The organism is Streptomyces sp. SID14436 (assembly GCF_010548465.1).
GTDB lineage: Bacteria > Actinomycetota > Actinomycetes > Streptomycetales > Streptomycetaceae > Streptomyces.
The window spans coordinates 1-18,279 of the sequence record NZ_JAAGMD010000462.1; the positions used below are offsets into that span (position 1 = coordinate 1).

Consider the following 18,279-nt stretch of genomic DNA (forward strand, 5'->3'; position numbering starts at 1 on the left):
CCGGGAGCAGGTGACCGCCGCAGCCCGGGCCGCGAAGCCCAGCAGCCCGGCCCAGCCGTCGGCATCCAGCCCGGCGGTGCCCGCGTCGCTCAGCGCGTCCCGGGCCGCGAGGCCGTGCAGCAGCGCGGCGTTCACCGTGTCGCCCGCGCCGATCGTGTCCACCACCCGCACCCGCTCACCCGGCACGGCGTACTCGCCCCCGTCCCGGGTGAAGGCGACCAGTCCGCCGGCGCCCCGGGTGACCACGACCGCCGCCGGCCCGGCCGCCAGCCACTCCCGCGGACTCCCGCCGAGCCACGCCGCGTCCTCCTCGGACAGCTTCAGCAGCGACACCGAGGGCAGCCAGCCGCGGAACCGGGCCCGGTAGGCGTCGGCGTCCGCGATGAGCCCCGGCCGGATGTTCGGGTCCAGCGCGGTGAACACCCCCTGGGCCGACGCGGTGCGCATCAGCTCCTCGTAGGCGCTCGCGCCCGGCTCCAGCACCAGGGAGCACGTCCCGAAGGACACCGCGCGCGTGCCGGGGGGCAGGGACCCGGGGGCCGTGAACAGGCGGTCCGCGGTCCCCTCCACGTAGAACGAGTACGCGGCCGAACCGTCCGCACCGACCGTGGCGACGGCGAGCGTCGTCGGCTCCTCGCCCCGCTGCACCGCGCGCACGTCGACGCCTGTGGCCTTCAGCCGGTCCAGCAGCGCCTCACCGAAGGCGTCACGGGACACGCGGGAGCAGAAGGCGGTGGGGGAGCCGAGCCTCCCCAGGGCCACCGCCGTGTTGTACGGGCCGCCGCCGAGCGCCGGGGTCAGCGGCGCGAGCGCGCCCTTCTCCTGCTTCTCCTGCGGTACCAGATCGATCAGGGCCTCACCGGCTACGACGATCACGAGGACGTTCCTTTCCGAGGCGCACGGGACGCGCGGGACACACGGGACGCACTGGGCGCGCGGGTTGCGCGGTGCTCCTGAGGCCCGCTGGGCCGCTCATGAGGTGCCGAGGGCGTCTCCCCGGGCGGGTGGGCGGCGGACGACAGGGCCGTTTCGACCGGCACCCGCTCCTCCGGCCCGTCCGGGCAGCCGCAGGACGTGCGGTGCACGAAGGTGCAGGGCAGCCGCACCGTCCGGACGGGGCCGTCCGGTTCGGCCAGCCGGTCCAGGAGCACCTCGACAGCACGGGCACCGATGTCCTTGCTGGGCTGGGCGATCGCGGTGAGCCGGGGGGAGAACAGGTCCGCCCAAGCGAAGTCGTCGAAACAGCACAGCGCGATGTCGTCGGGCACGGCCAGACCGTGCGCGCGCAGGGCCCGGAGCGCGCCGATCGTCATGGCGTTGTTGGCGGTGACCAGCGCGGTGGGGGCGGAGCCCAGGGCCAGCAGCGCCCCGGTGGCGCGTTCGGCGCCCGCCGACTCGGAGTCGCCGTGCACCAGGAGCCGCTCGTCGAACGGAAGACCCGCGGCGGCGAGGCCGTGGCGGTAGCCGGTGATCCGCTCGCTGGTGGTGCTGAGCCCCGTCAGCCCCGCCACCAGGCCGATCCGGCGGTGTCCGAGTCCGGCGAGGTGGGTGACGAGGCGGGCCATGGGTTCCGCGTTCTCGGCGCACACCTGGTCGAAGCGAGGCCCGTCGTCGGGAGCCCCGCCCGTGGCCGGGACGGCCAGCCGGTCCAGGAACACGGCCGGTACGCGGTGGCGTGCCAGGTGGTCGATCAGCCCGCGCGGCTGCGCCGAGGGGGCGACGATCACACCGTCCACCCGGCGCTCGTGCAGCAGCCGGGCGGCCCTGAGCTCGTGCTCCGGATCGTCGTGCGGGTCGGCGAGGAGCAGGCTGTAGCCGTGCTCCAGGGCCGCGGCCTCGACCCCCTGGAGGATCTCCGTGAAGTACGGGTTGCTGATCGCCGAGACCGCCAGCCCGATCGAGCGGGTCCGGGACGTCACCAGGGAGCGGGCCAGGGTGTTGGGGGTGTAGCCGAGCTCCTCCACCGCGTCCAGGACGGCCTGACGGGTGTGGGAGAGGACCGGGCGGGTGCCGTTCAGCACGTGGGAGACCGTCGCGACGGAGACGCCGGCACTCCTCGCCACATCGGCCATGGTCGCCATCGCGTGCCGCCTCCTCGCCTGATGATCCTGCCCGGGGCCCCGGCGTCGCCGCCCGGTCACCACGACCGTCCCCCTCACTACCGGCCGTCCCCGTCCGCGGGGCGGCCCGGTCAGGACCGTATCCCATCGAGCGGTGACGCGTAAACGCTTGCGCGAACGTTTACGTAGGCGCTTGCGTAAGCGCTTACGCGAGCGCTTGCGCGCTGACGCCCGCCACGAACGCCGCCCCACCCGGCACCCGCCCGCAGACCGCCTGTGCCGCCCCCAGCCCGTTCGGCAGCCCGCCTCGCAGTCGCCCGTCGGCCCGCCCGACAACCGGAAGGAGCGCCCCCGGTATCGTCCCTGTCGTCCCCCAGTGCCGTCCGACCAGCAGGAGCCCGTCATGCCCGCCCGTCCCGCCGCGAGTCGCCGTACCGTCCTGAGGGGCGTGGCCCTCACTCCGGTCGTGGGGCTCGGGCTCACCGCCTGCGGCGGCGCCGACGACAAGCCGACCGGGCTGACCGGGCCGGTCGAGCTCGGTGCCGAGACCGAGGTGGCCGCGGGCAGTGCCCGGCTCTACCGGGACCACAACGTCGTCGTCAACCGGGCGGAGGACGGCACCCTCACGGCGTACAGCACGATCTGCACGCACGCGCGGTGCCCCGCCAACAAGCTGGACGGCGACCGGCTGATCTGCCCCTGCCACGGCAGTGAGTTCGACGTCGCCACCGGCAAGGCCACCCGGGAGCCGGCCGTCGCGCCCCTGGACCGCCTGGCCGTCGCGGTCGAGAACGGCAGGATCGTGGCCCGCCCGGAAGCCTGAACCCGGCCCGCGCCGCCCGGCCCCTGTCCGGCTGAACCCGGCCGGCGCCGCCCGGCCCCTGTCCGGCTGGACCCGGCCGGCGCCGCCCGGCCTCTGTCCGGCTGGACCCGGCCCGCGCCGCCCCTTAGGCCCAGTCCCAGGCGATCCCCACGTACCCCGACCGCGCGCGCGGTTCGACCAGGTGCACCGAGTGGTGCCGTCCGCTGAGCGGCAGGGAGTGGCGGCCGCCGCGCGGTGCCGCCGCCGAGGGCTGGGTGAACCGGTGGCAGCGCACCGGAAGGGCCTCGGGGGCGAAGCCGACCTGGAGCGCGTACTGGCCCCCCGGGGTGTCCGTGCGGTGCACGTACTCGCGTGAGATGCCCGCCGTGCCGTCCTGAACGGCGTAGCGGAACAGGTACGTGTCCCCGGCCCGCAGCCGGGTGTCGAAGAGGAGCTCGGCCGCGAGCACCCCGGTGTCGTGGTGCCGGCGGATCCTCCCGGTGCGGCAGTTCTCCAGGGCGTGCACCGACATCCGCGCGGGGGCGGCCCCCGGGTCGCCGTGGTGGACGGCGACGAAGCGGTCGACCCCGTCCAGATGGGCGCGGACGATGAGGTGCGACTCGCGCTCGGCCAGTTCGCGGCGGGCGCCGATGCGGACCCGCTCGTGCTCGCCGAGGGTGTGCAGCCCGCTGCCCCGGGGAACGCCGAAGTCGGCCAGCAGCCGCTCGACGACGCCGGACGCCTCCACCAGCGAACGGTAGGAGCGCCCGCCGGCGCGCCGGTCCGCCGGGCGGTCGCCGGCCTCCCCGGAGTCGGCGAGCAGCCGGATCAGTGACTCCTGGGGGAGTTGCAGGATCTCCTCCAGTGCCCGGACGGCCCGCAGCGACTCGGGACGCTGGGGGCGGCGGGCGCCCTGCTGCCAGTAACTCAGGCTGGTGACACCGACCTTCACGCCGTGGCGCGACAGGTGGTGCTGCACCCGCTGCAGGGGCAGGCCGCGGGCGGCTATCGCGGCGCGCAGGGCGACGTGGAAGGGGCCGCCGCGCAGGGCCGAGTCCAGGTCCGCGGTGACGACGTCAGCGTGCGGTGTGGCGTGCGGCATGCAGGGGCCTTTCTGTGATGGTCCACAACGGCGGGTCAGACCGTTCGCGCGCGCACCCGGGCCGTCCCGTCGGCCGGCGGGGGTCTTCACATCCGTATGCCGCCGTTCAGGCCCCGAGTTCCCCCGCATTGAAGCGTGTTGACCAGGTCCCGACAACACCTCTGCCGCACAGTGGCGCACACCGCAGGGGCCGCACCGGCCGTCCGGCCGGCACGGCCCCTCTGTCCGTCCCGAGATGCGAAGTAATTTCAGTGATGGGCTGGTCGCCCCGCGCCGTAACTGTTCACCTGTCTCCGGCCGTTTCATACGCCTCCGGGCCGTTCACCCGTCTCCGGGCCGTTCACCCGTCTCCGGGCCGTTCACCCGCCTCCGGGCCGTTGGCCCGGATCGTGTCAGGCGCGGCCGCTGCTGCCGAGGTCCCGGGCGCGCAGGCGCTTGGCCCGCACGATGTCGGGATCGCGGGGATCGAGGGAGTCGAAGGGGTCGACGAGCAGGGCCGTCTCGTCCGCGTACCGGCGGGTCCGGGCCGGCCGTCGTGGTTTCTCGATCCGCATCCGTCGCATCCGACCAGCCCTCCGACTCATGACCGCCTCACGGCCGTCCGTCTCCGCCCCGAGGCGTGGACCCCCCACCTTCCCCGCTCCCGCCGCCGATAACCCCTCCGCGCCCCGCGGGCCCGTGTGACCGCCCGCTGTGCCACCCCGTCGCCACCCCGGAGTGTCGGTCGCCGCCAGTAGGGTGTGAGACATGGCCGACCCCTCCAGCTACCGCCCCAAACCGGGCGAGATCCCCGACTCGCCGGGGGTCTACCGGTTCCGTGACGAGCACCGCCGGGTGATCTACGTCGGGAAGGCGAAGAGCCTGCGCCAGCGCCTGGCGAACTACTTCCAGGACCTGGCCGGTCTCCACCCGCGCACCCGCTCCATGGTCACCACGGCCGCGTCCGTGGAGTGGACGGTGGTGTCCACGGAGGTCGAGGCGCTCCAGCTGGAGTACTCCTGGATCAAGGAGTACGACCCCCGGTTCAACGTCAAGTACCGCGACGACAAGAGCTACCCCTACCTCGCGGTCACGATGAACGAGGAGTTCCCGCGCGTGCAGGTGATGCGCGGTCACAAGAAGAAGGGCGTGCGCTACTTCGGGCCGTACGCGCACGCGTGGGCCATCCGCGACACCGTGGACCTGCTGCTGCGCGTCTTCCCCGTGCGCACCTGCTCGGCCGGCGTCTTCAAGAACGCCGCGCGCACCGGCCGCCCGTGCCTGCTCGGCTACATCGACAAGTGCTCGGCGCCGTGCGTCGACCGGGTCTCCGCCGAGGACCACCGGGAACTGGCCGAGGAGTTCTGTGACTTCATGGCCGGCCGCACCGGCACCTATCTGCGCCGTCTGGAGCAGCAAATGGCGCAGGCGGCCGAGGACATGGAGTACGAGCGGGCCGCCCGCCTGCGCGACGACATCGGCGCGCTGAAGAAGGCCATGGAGAAGAACGCGGTCGTGCTCGCCGACGCGACCGACGCCGACCTGATCGCGGTGGCCGAGGACGAGCTGGAGGCGGCCGTCCAGATCTTCCACGTACGCGGCGGACGCGTGCGCGGCCAGCGCGGCTGGGTCACCGACAAGGTCGAGGAGATCACCACCGGCGCCCTCGTGGAGCACGCCCTGCAGCAGCTCTACGGCGAGGAGACCGGCGACGCCGTCCCCCGCGAGGTCCTGGTCCCCGCCCTGCCCGACCCGGTCGAGCCGGTCCAGCAGTGGCTCACCGGCCGGCGCGGGGCGAACGTCTCCCTGCGCGTCCCGCAGCGCGGCGACAAGAAGGCGCTGATGGAGACGGTGCAGCGCAACGCCCAGCAGGCCCTGGTGCTGCACAAGACCAAGCGCGCGTCCGACCTGACGACACGCTCGCGCGCGCTGGAGGAGATCGCTGACGCCCTGGGCCTGGACAGCGCCCCGCTGCGGATCGAGTGCTACGACGTCTCCCACCTCCAGGGCGACGACGTGGTGGCCTCCATGGTCGTCTTCGAGGACGGGCTGGCCCGCAAGAGCGAGTACCGGCGCTTCCAGATCAAGAGCTTCGCCGGGCAGGACGACGTCCGCTCCATGCACGAGGTGATCACCCGGCGCTTCCGGCGCTACCTCGCCGAGAAGGAGCGGACGGGGGAGTGGACCGACGGGGAGGCCGGCGAGAGCGCGCCGGGCACCGCCCCCGACGGGCTCACCGAACCGCCGGAGAACACCCTCACCGACGACGACGGCCGGCCCAAGCGCTTCGCCTACCCGCCCCAGCTCGTCGTGGTCGACGGCGGCGCGCCGCAGGTCGCGGCGGCCCGGCGGGCCCTGGACGAGCTGGGTATCGACGACATCGCCGTGTGCGGGCTGGCCAAGCGGCTGGAGGAGGTCTGGCTGCCGGGCGACGACGACCCGGTGGTGCTGCCCCGCACCAGCGAGGGCCTCTACCTGCTCCAGCGCGTCCGGGACGAGGCGCACCGCTTCGCCATCACCTATCAGCGCACCCGGCGTGCCAAGCGCTTCCGGGCGGGCCCGCTGGACGAGGTGCCCGGCCTCGGCGAGACCCGCAAGCGTGCCCTGATCAAGCACTTCGGTTCGGTGAAGAGGCTGCGATCGGCGACAATCGAACAGATCTGTGAGGTTCCGGGCATAGGCCGCAAGACCGCCGAGGTGATCGTCGCGGCCTTCGCCCGGGCGGAACCCCCGGCTCCTGCCGTGAACACGGCGACAGGAGAGATCATGGATGACGAGGAGGAACCCGGGCAGGCGACGGGTTCTCCCGGGGAGCCCGTGTCCGCGGGCGCCCCGGACGACCGACGGGGGCAGGAGAGATGACCGACCACGAGGAACGGCCCGGCGCAGGTCAGGACCGGGCCGCCGAGGACCGCGCGGAGCGGGAGCGCGCGGCCCAGGACCACGCGGAGCACGAGCGTGCGCGCCGGGACCGCGCGGAGCAGGAGCGTGCGGCCCAGGACCGCGCGGAGCACACCCACGCGCTGCAGGACGACGCGCAACCGGACCCCGCGCACCAGGACCACGCGCAACCGGACCCCGCCCAGCAGGACGACGCGCAACCGGACCCCGCGCACCAGGACCACGCGCAACCGGACCCCGCGCACCAGGACCACGCGCAACCGGATCCCGCGGAGCAGGACCCCGCGCGACAGGAGGCCGCCGGCGGGACCGGCCGCGGCACACGCCAGGACATCGGAGCACAGGTGAGTACGGGCAAGGAAAAGGCCGGGGCGCCCGAGGTGGCCATCCCCGAGCTGGTGATCATCTCCGGCATGTCCGGGGCCGGCCGCTCGACGGCCGCCAAGTGTCTGGAGGACCTCGGCTGGTTCGTCGTCGACAACCTCCCGCCCGCGCTGATCCCCACCATGGTGGAACTCGGCGCGCGCTCCCAGGGCAACGTGGCCCGCATCGCGGTCGTCGTCGACGTGCGCGGGCGGCGCTTCTTCGACAACCTGCGCGAATCCCTCGCCGACCTGGACGCCCGCGGTGTCACCCGGCGGATCGTCTTCCTGGAGTCCTCCGACGACACGCTGGTGCGCCGCTTCGAAGGTGTGCGCCGGCCCCACCCCCTCCAGGGGGACGGCCGCATCGTCGACGGCATCGCCGCCGAGCGGGAGCTGCTGCGCGAGCTGCGCGGCGACGCCGACCTGGTGATCGACACCTCCAGCCTCAACGTGCACGAACTGCGCGCCAAGATGGACGCCCAGTTCGCCGGCGAGGAGGAGCCCGAGCTGCGGGCCACCGTCATGTCCTTCGGCTTCAAGTACGGCCTGCCCGTCGACGCCGACCTGGTCGTCGACATGCGCTTCCTGCCCAACCCGCACTGGGTCCCCGAGCTGCGCCCGTACACCGGCCTCAACGAGGAGGTGGCGTCGTACGTCTTCAACCGGCCCGGCGCCAAGGAGTTCCTCGACCGGTACACCGAGCTGCTGCGCCTCGTCGCCGCGGGCTACCGCCGTGAGGGCAAGCGGTACGTGACCATCGCGGTCGGCTGCACCGGCGGCAAGCACCGTTCGGTCGCCATGTCGGAGAAGCTCGCCGCGCGGCTCGTCGCCGAGGGCGTGGAGACGGTGGTCGTCCACCGGGACATGGGACGGGAATGACCGGACGTTCACCGCGGCTGAGCCGGCTGCGCCGGGCGGTGCCCGAAGGGCGCGCCGGGCGGCCGGTCGAGGCCCGTGGCGGCAAGCCGCGACGCCGGGGCACCCAGCCCAAGGTCGTGGCCCTCGGCGGCGGCATGGGCCTGTCTGCCTCGCTCGCCGCGCTGCGCCGGATCACCGGCGACCTCACCGCCGTCGTCACGGTGGCCGACGACGGCGGCTCCAGCGGGCGCCTGCGCGACGAGCTGGGCGTGCTGCCGCCCGGCGATCTGCGCAAGGCGCTCGCCGCGCTGTGCGGGGACGACGAGTGGGGCCAGACCTGGTCCCGGGTCATCCAGCACCGCTTCCAGTCGAAGGGCGACCTGCACGAACACGCGGTCGGCAATCTGCTGATCGTCGCCCTGTGGGAGCAGCTCGGCGACCATGTGCAGGCCCTGGACCTGGTGGGCCGGCTGCTCGGCGCGCACGGACGGGTGCTGCCCATGTCCGCGGTGCCGCTGGAGCTGCAGGCCCTGGTCAGGGGCCACGACCCCGAGCGCCCGGAGGACGTCGACACCGTCCGGGGCCAGGCGACCGTGGCCCTCACGCCCGGCGAGGTGCAGTCCGTGCACCTGGTGCCCAACGACCCGCCCGCCGTCCCCGAGGCGGTCGAGGCGGTGCTGGACGCCGACTGGGTGGTGCTCGGCCCCGGCTCCTGGTTCTCCTCGGTCATCCCGCACCTCCTCGTGCCCGATCTGCTCGACGCCCTCGTCCAGACGAAGGCGCGCCGGGTGCTGTCGCTGAACCTCGCCCCGCAGCCCGGAGAAACCGAGGGCTTCTCCCCGCAGCGTCATTTGGAGGTTTTGGGACGACACGCCCCTAAACTCGCCCTGGACGTGGTGCTCGCCGACGAGGCCGCCGTACCCGACCGCGACTCGCTGACCGACGCCGCCAAGGGATTCGGCGCGGCGGTCGAGCTGGCGCCGGTGGCCCGGCCCGACGGCAGTCCCCGGCACGACCCGGAACTGCTGGCCGCCGCGTACGACCGTATTTTTCGGATGCATGGAAGGATCGGCCCATGGCGATGACGGCAGCGGTGAAGGACGAGATCTCCCGGCTTCCCGTCACCCGGACCTGCTGCAGAAAGGCGGAGGTCTCCGCCCTGCTGCGGTTCGCCGGCGGCCTTCACCTGGTGAGCGGGCGCATCGTGATCGAGGCGGAGCTGGACACCGCGATGGCGGCCCGCCGCCTCAAGCGGGACGTGCTGGAGATTTTCGGCCACAGTTCGGAGCTGATCGTGATGGCTCCCGGCGGACTCCGCCGGGGTTCGCGTTACGTCGTCCGGGTGGTCGCGGGCGGTGACCAGCTGGCCCGCCAGACGGGTCTGGTGGACGGCCGGGGCCGCCCCATCCGCGGTCTGCCCCCGCAGGTGGTCTCGGGGGCCACCTGCGACGCGGAGGCCGCCTGGCGGGGCGCCTTCCTCGCGCACGGCTCGCTCACCGAGCCCGGCCGGTCGTCCTCCCTGGAGGTGACCTGCCCCGGACCCGAGGCCGCGCTCGCCCTGGTCGGCGCCGCCCGCCGGCTGTCCATCGCCGCCAAGGCGCGGGAGGTGCGCGGCGTGGACCGGGTCGTGGTCCGCGACGGCGACGCCATCGGGGCGCTGCTCACCCGGCTCGGCGCGCACGAGTCGGTGCTGGCCTGGGAGGAGCGCCGGATGCGCCGCGAGGTGCGGGCCACGGCGAACCGGCTGGCCAACTTCGACGACGCCAACCTGCGCCGGTCGGCCCGCGCGGCCGTCGCCGCCGGTGCCCGGGTGCAGCGCGCCCTGGAGATCCTCGCCGACGACGTGCCCGAGCACCTCGCCGCGGCCGGCCGGCTGCGCATGGAGCACAAGCAGGCGTCCCTGGAGGAGCTGGGCGCGCTCGCCGACCCGCCGCTGACCAAGGACGCCGTCGCCGGCCGCATCCGCCGGCTGCTCGCCATGGCGGACAAGCGCGCCGCCGACCTCGGCATCCCGGGCACGGAGGCCAACCTCAGCGAGGAGCTGGCCGACAACCTCGTCGGCTGATCCGGCAGACCGTCAGAACGCCGGTGCCGTCGCCCAGTCGGGTGACCCGCACCGGCGTTCGCGTGTCGTTCTCGCGCCCTTGACTCGATCATGGACTGTCATGAGCCTGACATCCGTTCGCTGCTGTGGCGGACACACGCTAGGGGGCTTCATGAGACACAGAGCGAGATCGACCCTCGCCGTCGCCGCGCTCCTGATCGGCTCAGCGGGCTTCGCGCCCGTCGCGCGGGCACAACCCGGCACCACAGCGACACCGGACGCGGACCAGGTCAAGGTCTTCCGCGCCGAGATCTCCCGACGGCAGGTACCCCTGCTGCTGGCCGCCGGACAGGACGGCCACGAACTCGGCGAGCAGGTCCCCGACCGGGGCACCGCCACCGTCGAGGTGCACCTCACCGAGCGGCAGGCCGGGGAGCTGGAGCGGCAGGGCGTCGGCCTCACCGAGCACACCCTGTCCGCCACGGCCGAGAAACGCGTCGAGAAGGCCGCCGACGGCGTGTTCCGCCCCTACAGCGGCAAGGGCGGGCTCAAGGAGGAGATCCTGCGCACCGCGCGGGAGCACCCGGACCTGACCAAGGTCGTCTCCATCGGCAGAACGGTCCGGGGCCAGGACATCCTCGCCCTGAAGCTCACCGAACGGGCCGCGAAGACCCGGGACGGCTCCCGGCCGGCGGTGCTCTACATGTCCAACCAGCACGCGCGGGAGTGGATCACGCCGGAGATGACCCGGCGTCTGATGCACCACTACCTGGACGCCTACCGCACCGACAAGCGCGTCAAGCGGATCGTGGACTCCACCGAACTGTGGTTCGTGCTGTCGGCCAACCCCGACGGCTACGACCACACCTTCGCCTCCGACGCGAACCGCCTGTGGCGCAAGAACCTGCGCGACGTCGACGGCGACGGCGTGATCGGCTCCGGTGACGGCGTCGACCTCAACCGCAACTTCCCCTACAAGTGGGGCTACGACGACGAGGGGTCGTCCCCCAACCCGACCAGCCAGACCTACCGGGGCGCCGGCCCGGGATCCGAGCCGGAGACCAGGGCCGTCGACGCCCTCCAGAAGCGGATCGGCTTCGCCTACGGCATCAACTATCACTCCGCCGCCGAACTCCTGCTCTACGGGGTCGGCTGGCAGGTCGCCACCCCGACGCCCGACGACGTCCTGTACCGCGCCCTGGCCGGCACGCCCGGCAACTCCGCGATCCCCGGCTACCTCCCACAGCTCTCCTCCGAGCTGTACACCACGAACGGCGAGGCCGACGGACACGCGTCCAACGTCAACGGCATGGCGATGTTCACCCCCGAGATGTCGACCTGCCAGACGGCCTCGCAGGCCGACCCGGACGACGCCTGGCAGCCGGGCGACTGCCGGTCGATCTTCACCTTCCCGGACGACGAGAAGCTGATCCAGCAGGAGTTCGCCAAGAACGTCCCGTTCGCGCTGTCCGTGGCCGAGAGCGCCGCCCGTCCCGACCGGCCGGTCTCCGCCCTCGGTCTGGAGGCCGCGGACTTCACCCCGGCCGCGTTCGACACCTCCTACGCGCGCGGCGGCCATCAGGAGGTCTCCGTCGTCGTCCGCAGGGCGGTGCGCGACAAGGAGCTCAAGTACCGCGTCAACGGCGGCCGGACGCACGACGTGGACCTGAGGGTCTGGAAGGGCGGCGAGCGGTTCGGCGGCGAGGACGACCTCCACTTCGACGAGTACCGCGCCGCGGTCCGCCACGGCCGCCCCGGCGACCGGGTCGAGGTGTGGTTCACCGGAGAGGACCGGCGCGGCCGGGACATCTCCAGCGAGCACTTCACGTACCGGGTGGCCCAGCGGCCCCGCGCGGACGTCCTCGTGGTCGCGGAGGAGGGCGCCGGGGCGCCCCACGCGCGCACCTACGTCGACGCGCTGCGGGCGAACGGCCGCACGGCGGCCGTCTGGGACGTCGCCGAGCGCGGCGCGCCCGACGCGCTCGGGGTGCTCAGCCACTTCCGCACCGTCGTCCATCACACCGGGGCGAACGTCCCCGGCGTCGCCACCCAGCTCCAGCTGCGGGCCTTCCTCAACGAGGGCGGCAAACTGGTCGAGGCGGGCGAGCGGGCCGGCGGCAGCGTCGACCTCGGGGACGGCACCCCGTCCGACGACTTCAGCCAGTACTACCTGGGCGCCTACTCCCGTACGTCCGCCCCCGGCGCCACCGCGTTCACCGGCGGCGGCGCGCTGAGCGGCTTCACCGGCCCGCTCGCCGGCGCGCCCGGGAACCCGCTGGACCAGGCGGGTTCCTACGGCGTCACCTCCGACGAACTGCCGCCCGAGCGGTTCCCGCGGTTCGCGAGCGCGGGCGCGGGGGCCTTCCCCGGCACCGTCAACCCGTACGGACCGTACGCGGGCTCCTACATGGCGGCCGCGGTGCACACCGACGACGGCTACAAGCGCCTCAGCCGCACCGTGGACCTCACCGGTACCACGGCCGCGGAGCGGCCGGCCCTGCGTGCCCAGCTGCTCTGGGACACCGAGGAGGGCTACGACCACGTCATCGTCGAGGCGCGCACCGCGGGCGGCGACGACTGGACGACCCTGCCCGAGTCGGGCGGCGCGACCTCCACGGACGTGCCCGCCGAGTGCGAGGCCGGGTTCTACGCCGCCGGGCACCCCTGGTTGGAGCACTACCTGACGGTCGCCGACGACGGCTGCACCGCCACCGGCAGCACCGGCGCCTGGAACAGCCTCACCGGCTCCTCGGGCGGCTGGCGGCAGGTGGAGTTCGACCTCGCCGCGTATGCCGGGAAGAAGGCCGAGGTCTCCGTCAGCTACGTCACCGATCCGGGCAGCGGCGGCCGGGGCGTCCTCGCGGACGAGACCTCCGTGGTCGTCGGCGGCACGGCCACCGGGACCGAGGGCTTCGAGACCTCGCTGGGCCCCTGGACGGTCGCCGGACCGCCCGCGGGCAGCCCCGCCGTGCCGAAGGACTGGGCACGGACCGGAACGCTGTTCCGCACCTACGCGGCGGTCACCACCGAGGACACCGTGCTGCTCGGCTTCGGCCTGGAGCACCTGACGTCCGCGGCGGACCGGGCGGCCCTGATGAGGAAGGCGCTGGCGGCCCTGGACGCCTGACCGGGCGCCCCGGCGCGCCGCCGCGCCCCGGAGAAATGGCGCGAAAGGCCCTCCGGCCTGGGCGGTCCGTACCCTACTGACGGGTACGGACCGCACTGCCGGGTATGGGGCAACTCGATGTCACGGCCGGGGCCCCGGAGAGGTAGGGTCGACAGTGGTCGGGGACATCCCAAATACAGCTCGCCGGCGTCACAGCCGGCGTACCAACGAGGAGATCGGTTCGTGACGATCCGCGTAGGCATCAACGGGTTTGGCCGCATCGGGCGCAACTACTTCCGCGCACTGCTGGAACAGGGCGCCGACATCGAGATCGTGGCTGTCAATGACCTGGGTGACACCGCGACCACCGCACACCTGCTGAAGTACGACACCATCCTGGGGCGCCTCAAGCAGGAGGTCACCCACACCGAGGACTCCATCACCGTCGGCGACAAGACGGTCAAGGTGCTCTCCGAGCGCAACCCCGCCGACATCCCGTGGGGCGAGCTGGGCGTCGACATCGTCATCGAGTCGACCGGCATCTTCACCAAGAAGGAAGACGCCGAGAAGCACATCACCGGTGGCGCCAAGAAGGTCATCATCTCCGCTCCGGCGAAGAACGAGGACGTCACCATCGTGATGGGCGTCAACCAGGACCAGTACGACCCGGCGAACCACCACGTCATCTCCAACGCCTCCTGCACCACCAACTGCGTGGCGCCGCTGGCGAAGGTGCTCGACGAGAACTTCGGCATCGTCAAGGGCCTGATGACGACGGTGCACGCCTACACCAACGACCAGCGGATCCTGGACTTCCCGCACAAGGACCTGCGTCGCGCGCGTGCCGCCGCCGAGAACATCATCCCCACCACCACCGGTGCCGCGAAGGCCACCGCGCTGGTGCTGCCGCAGCTCAAGGGCAAGCTGGACGGCATCGCGATGCGCGTCCCGGTCCCCACCGGCTCGGTCACCGACCTGGTCGTCGAGCTGGGCCGCGAGGTCACCAAGGAAGAGGTCAACGCCGCCTTCCAGAAGGCCGCCGAGGGCGAGCTGAAGGGCCTCCTCGAGTACACCGAGGACCCGATCGTCTCCTCCGACATCGTCAACGCCCCGGCGTCCTGCACCTTCGACTCGTCCCTGACCATGGTCCAGGACGGCAAGAACGTGAAGGTCATCGGCTGGTACGACAACGAGTGGGGCTACTCCAACCGTCTCGTCGACCTGACGGTCTTCGTGGGCAACCAGCTCTGAGCGTGGAGCAGGCAACCTGATATGAGTGCAGGGCTCGGCCGGCGCACCGACGCGTCGACCGGGCCCTGACGCACGTATCGGAGCAGCCGCGCTCTTTCGATCACGAGCGATCACGAGCGAACACGAGCTCCGCGGGAGCTCAACAGGGAGCCCATATGAAGACGATCGACGAACTCCTCTCCGAAGGGGTCGCGGGCCGGCGGGTCTTCGTCCGCGCCGACCTCAACGTGCCGCTGGACGGCACCACCATCACCGACGACGGACGCATCCGCGCCGTCCTGCCCACCGTCAAAGCGCTCGCCGAGGCGGGCGCCCGTGTGGTCGTCGCCTCGCACCTGGGCCGCCCCAAGGGCGCCCCCGATCCCGCCTTCTCCCTCGCCCCGGCCGCCGCGCGCCTCGGTGAACTCCTCGGCGCCGACGTGGCGTTCGCGACCGACACCGTCGGCGAGTCCGCCGCGTCCACCGTCGCGGGCCTGGCCGACGGGCAGGTCGCCGTGCTGGAGAACCTGCGCTTCAACGCGGGGGAGACCAGCAAGGACGACGCGGAGCGCGCCGCCTTCGCGGACCGGCTGGCCGCGCTCGCCGACCTCTACGTCGGCGACGGCTTCGGCGCCGTCCACCGCAAGCACGCCTCCGTCTACGACCTCCCGGCCCGCCTGCCGCACGCGGCCGGCTACCTCATCGCCACCGAGGTCGGCGTCCTGAAGAAGCTCACCGAGGACGTCCGGCGGCCCTACGTGGTCGCCCTCGGCGGCGCCAAGGTCTCGGACAAGCTCGCCGTCATCGACCAGCTGCTGGGCAAGGCCGACCGCATCCTCATCGGCGGCGGCATGGCGTACACGTTCCTCAAGGCCAAGGGCCACGAGATCGGCGCCTCCCTGCTGCAGGAGGACCAGATCCCGGTCGTCCGGGAGTACCTGGAGCGCGCCGAGAAGACCGGCGTCGAGCTGGTCCTGCCGGTCGACACCCTGGTCGCCGCCGAGTTCCCGGACATGCGGACCAAGGCCCCGGCCCACCCCGAGACCGTCGCCGCGGACGCCATCCCCGCCGACCGGATGGGCCTGGACATCGGGCCGGAGACCCGCAAGCTGTACGCCTCGAAGCTGGCCGACGCCGCCACCGTCTTCTGGAACGGCCCGATGGGCGTCTTCGAGCACCCCGACTACGCCGAGGGCACCCGCGCGGTCGCCCAGGCCCTCCTCGACTCCCCGGGCTTCACCGTGGTGGGCGGCGGCGACTCCGCCGCGGCCGTCCGTACCCTGGGCTTCGACGAGCAGGCATTCGGCCACATCTCGACCGGAGGCGGCGCCTCCCTCGAATACCTCGAGGGCAAGACGCTCCCCGGCCTCGCCGCACTGGAGGACTGACCCTCAATGACCACCCGTACGCCGCTGATGGCGGGCAACTGGAAGATGAACCTCAACCACCTCGAGGCCATCGCCCACGTCCAGAAGCTGGCCTTCGCCCTGGCCGACAAGGACTACGAGGCCGTCGAGGTCGCCGTCCTGCCGCCCTTCACCGACCTGCGGTCCGTGCAGACCCTGGTCGACGGCGACAAGCTGAAGATCAAGTACGGCGCCCAGGACGTCTCGGCCCACGACGGCGGTGCCTACACCGGCGAGATCTCCGGCCCCATGCTGGCCAAGCTGAAGTGCACCTACGTCGCCGTGGGCCACTCCGAGCGCCGCCAGTACCACGCCGAGACCGACGAGATCGTCAACGCCAAGGTCAAGGCGGCCTACAAGCACGGCCTCACCCCCATCCTGTGCGTCGGCGAGGAGCTGGAGGTCCGCGAGGCGGGCAACCACGTCGCCCACACCCTCGCGCAGGTCGAGGGCGGTCTGAAGGACGTCCCCGCCGAGCAGGCCGAGACCGTCGTGGTCGCCTACGAGCCCGTCTGGGCCATCGGCACCGGCAAGGTCTGCGGCGCCGAGGACGCCCAGGAGGTCTGCGGCGCGATCCGCGGCAAGCTGGCCGAGCTGTACGGCCAGGAGGTGGCCGACCGGGTCCGCATCCAGTACGGCGGCTCCGTGAAGTCCGGCAACGTGGCGGAGATCATGGCGCAGGCCGACATCGACGGTGCGCTGGTCGGCGGCGCCTCCCTGGACGCGGACGAGTTCGTGAAGATCGTCCGCTTCCGCGACCAGTGAGCCGCCCGGCGGGCCGGGCAGTGAGTATGCGCTGACGGCGATCCGTCGTACCCTTGCGGGGTCCGGCATCGTGCCGGGCCCCGCGTCGTCCGTCCGAATCCGAGGAAGTTGGTCCAGTCGTGGTCATGGGGTTCTCGATCGCCCTGATCGTCTTCAGCCTGCTGCTGATGCTGCTGGTGCTGATGCACAAGGGGAAGGGCGGCGGCCTCTCCGACATGTTCGGTGGTGGCATGCAGTCCTCCGTCGGCGGCTCCTCCGTCGCCGAGCGCAACCTCGACCGGATCACCGTGGTGGTCGGTCTGCTGTGGTTCGCGTGCATCGTCACACTCGGCATCATGATGAAGATGAGCAACTGAGCCACAAGCCACACACACCATCCGGACGCATTTCCGGACGCACCCCCTACGCATTCCGTACGTAAGGCCCCATGTTCGGTACGCGCGGCCAAGCGCGGCCTATCATGGGGCCTGCGTCTGGAAATGGGGGCGGTAACTCCAATCACTGGACGCGCGTTGGGCCTTACGTAAACTGAGGCGCTCGCAGTGAAGCGGAACGCCGACTCGCTTCGCGGCACCATCACGCAGGGAGTTACGACCGTGGCAAGTGGCAACGCGATCCGGGGAAGCCGGGTCGGGGCGGGGCCGATGGGCGAGGCCGAGCGCGGCGAGTCCGCGCCGCGGCTGCGCGTCTCCTTCTGGTGCTCCAACGGACACGAGACCCAGCCCAGCTTCGCGAGCGACGCGCAGGTGCCCGACACCTGGGACTGCCCCCGCTGTGGCTTTCCGGCCGGGCAGGACCGCGACAATCCCCCGGACCCGCCGCGCACCGAGCCCTACAAGACGCACCTCGCCTATGTGCGCGAGCGGCGCAGCGACGCCGACGGTGAGGCGATCCTCGCCGAGGCGCTCGCCAAACTCCGCGGCGAGATCTAGGCGTTGACGGCCGGCCAGGCACCGCGCCGGGCCTGACCCGACCGCCGCCTCACCCCCGCCCGCCCTCCCGCGGGCCGGCCCGGCACCGGTTGTCAGTGGTGCCCCCTACGGTTTCCGCAACGGTGCGCGTGCACCGCTGGGACCTGAGGAGCGGCAGTGACGACGGTGGAGTCCGCGGACCGGTGTGCGCCCACGTGGCGCGGAGGGTTCGGACGGCTGTGGAGCGCCGCGGTGCTGTCCAGCTTCGGAGACGCGCTGCGCACGGCAGCACTTCCCCTGCTGGCCGTGACCCTCACCGACGATCCGCTGCTCATCGCCTCCGTCACCGCCTGCGGCTATCTTCCGTGGATCATCTTCGGACTCCTCGGCGGCGCCGTCGCCGACCGCGTCGACCAGCGGCGCGCCATGTGGACGGTCGACGCCCTGCGCGGCCTGCTGGTGGCCGCCTTCGCCGTGGCCGTGGCATCAGGACACGCCTCGATCGCCCTGCTCGTCGCGCTCGCCTTCACCCTCACCACGCTCCAGACCCTCTTCGACAACGCCGCCACCGCCCTGCTGCCCGCCCTCGTCGGCCGGGAGGCCCTGGGCAGCGCCAACGCCCGCCTGATGACCGGCCAGCGCCTGGCCGGCGGCCTGCTGGGCGGACCCGTCGTGCCGCTGCTGCTGACCGCGGGCGCCGCCGCGCCGTTCGCCGTCGACGCGGCCACCTACCTGCTGGCCGCCGCCCTC

The 18,279-nt window shown here is 72.6% G+C and carries 16 protein-coding genes; 12 read left to right on the forward strand and 4 right to left on the reverse strand.

Annotated features, from left to right (window positions below; all coding sequences use genetic code 11):
* The coding region (locus G3I53_RS15935; protein ID WP_164438470.1) for a carbohydrate kinase at window positions 1-876 on the reverse strand (876 nt) is incomplete at its 3' end.
* Complete coding sequence (locus G3I53_RS15940) at window positions 873-2,081, reverse strand: LacI family DNA-binding transcriptional regulator (protein ID WP_164335513.1); 1,209 nt, start codon at window positions 2,079-2,081, stop codon at window positions 873-875. The genes G3I53_RS15935 and G3I53_RS15940, both read right to left, overlap by 4 nt.
* A gap of 382 nt (window positions 2,082-2,463) precedes the next feature.
* Here G3I53_RS15940 and G3I53_RS15945 point away from each other — a divergent pair, with 382 nt between their 5' ends.
* A complete protein-coding gene (locus G3I53_RS15945; RefSeq protein WP_164335515.1) occupies window positions 2,464-2,883 on the forward strand; it encodes a Rieske (2Fe-2S) protein in 420 nt (139 codons plus the stop codon).
* A gap of 124 nt (window positions 2,884-3,007) precedes the next feature.
* On the opposite strand, the gene G3I53_RS15950 is transcribed toward G3I53_RS15945, so the two are convergent.
* Together G3I53_RS15950 and G3I53_RS15955 are read right to left on the reverse strand one after the other, a co-directional pair.
* Window positions 3,008-3,964 carry a hypothetical protein gene (locus tag G3I53_RS15950; protein ID WP_164337070.1) on the reverse strand — a complete coding sequence of 319 codons (957 nt, stop codon included), beginning with the start codon at window positions 3,962-3,964 and terminating at the stop codon, window positions 3,008-3,010.
* Window positions 3,965-4,356: 392 nt separating this feature from the next.
* Window positions 4,357-4,518 carry a hypothetical protein gene (locus G3I53_RS15955; RefSeq protein WP_164337068.1) on the reverse strand — a complete coding sequence of 54 codons (162 nt, stop codon included), beginning with the start codon at window positions 4,516-4,518 and terminating at the stop codon, window positions 4,357-4,359.
* 193 nt (window positions 4,519-4,711) lie between these two features.
* On the opposite strand from G3I53_RS15955, the gene uvrC reads away from it, so the two are divergent.
* The 11 genes from uvrC to G3I53_RS16010 all read left to right on the forward strand — a co-directional run.
* The gene (gene uvrC, locus G3I53_RS15960; protein WP_164337072.1) at window positions 4,712-6,805 is read left to right on the forward strand and encodes an excinuclease ABC subunit UvrC; all 2,094 of its coding nucleotides are present in this window, start codon (window positions 4,712-4,714) and stop codon (window positions 6,803-6,805) included.
* A gap of 371 nt (window positions 6,806-7,176) precedes the next feature.
* The gene (gene rapZ, locus G3I53_RS15965) at window positions 7,177-8,088 is read left to right on the forward strand and encodes an RNase adapter RapZ (RefSeq protein WP_164443797.1); all 912 of its coding nucleotides are present in this window, start codon (window positions 7,177-7,179) and stop codon (window positions 8,086-8,088) included.
* Window positions 8,085-9,152 (forward strand): uridine diphosphate-N-acetylglucosamine-binding protein YvcK, encoded by a 1,068-nt coding sequence (gene yvcK, locus G3I53_RS15970; RefSeq protein ID WP_164333730.1) that lies wholly within the window; start codon window positions 8,085-8,087, stop codon window positions 9,150-9,152. The genes rapZ and yvcK overlap by 4 nt, the downstream gene beginning before the upstream one ends.
* Window positions 9,143-10,132 (forward strand): DNA-binding protein WhiA, encoded by a 990-nt coding sequence (gene whiA / locus G3I53_RS15975; protein ID WP_164344991.1) that lies wholly within the window; start codon window positions 9,143-9,145, stop codon window positions 10,130-10,132. The genes yvcK and whiA overlap by 10 nt, the downstream gene beginning before the upstream one ends.
* A gap of 151 nt (window positions 10,133-10,283) precedes the next feature.
* Entirely contained in the window at window positions 10,284-13,238 is a 2,955-nt protein-coding gene (locus G3I53_RS15980) for a M14 family metallopeptidase (RefSeq protein WP_164338074.1), read from the forward strand.
* A gap of 222 nt (window positions 13,239-13,460) precedes the next feature.
* Entirely contained in the window at window positions 13,461-14,468 is a 1,008-nt protein-coding gene (gap, locus tag G3I53_RS15985) for a type I glyceraldehyde-3-phosphate dehydrogenase (RefSeq protein ID WP_164338073.1), read from the forward strand.
* A gap of 155 nt (window positions 14,469-14,623) precedes the next feature.
* The gene (locus G3I53_RS15990) at window positions 14,624-15,835 is read left to right on the forward strand and encodes a phosphoglycerate kinase (RefSeq protein ID WP_164338072.1); all 1,212 of its coding nucleotides are present in this window, start codon (window positions 14,624-14,626) and stop codon (window positions 15,833-15,835) included.
* A gap of 6 nt (window positions 15,836-15,841) precedes the next feature.
* Complete coding sequence (tpiA, locus tag G3I53_RS15995) at window positions 15,842-16,618, forward strand: triose-phosphate isomerase (protein ID WP_164338071.1); 777 nt, start codon at window positions 15,842-15,844, stop codon at window positions 16,616-16,618.
* Between the two features lie 125 nt (window positions 16,619-16,743).
* Window positions 16,744-16,974 (forward strand): preprotein translocase subunit SecG, encoded by a 231-nt coding sequence (gene secG / locus G3I53_RS16000; RefSeq protein WP_203592539.1) that lies wholly within the window; start codon window positions 16,744-16,746, stop codon window positions 16,972-16,974.
* A gap of 240 nt (window positions 16,975-17,214) precedes the next feature.
* Window positions 17,215-17,550 (forward strand): RNA polymerase-binding protein RbpA, encoded by a 336-nt coding sequence (locus tag G3I53_RS16005; RefSeq protein WP_078066843.1) that lies wholly within the window; start codon window positions 17,215-17,217, stop codon window positions 17,548-17,550.
* Between the two features lie 156 nt (window positions 17,551-17,706).
* The coding region (locus G3I53_RS16010; protein ID WP_164438471.1) for an MFS transporter at window positions 17,707-18,279 on the forward strand (573 nt) is incomplete at its 3' end.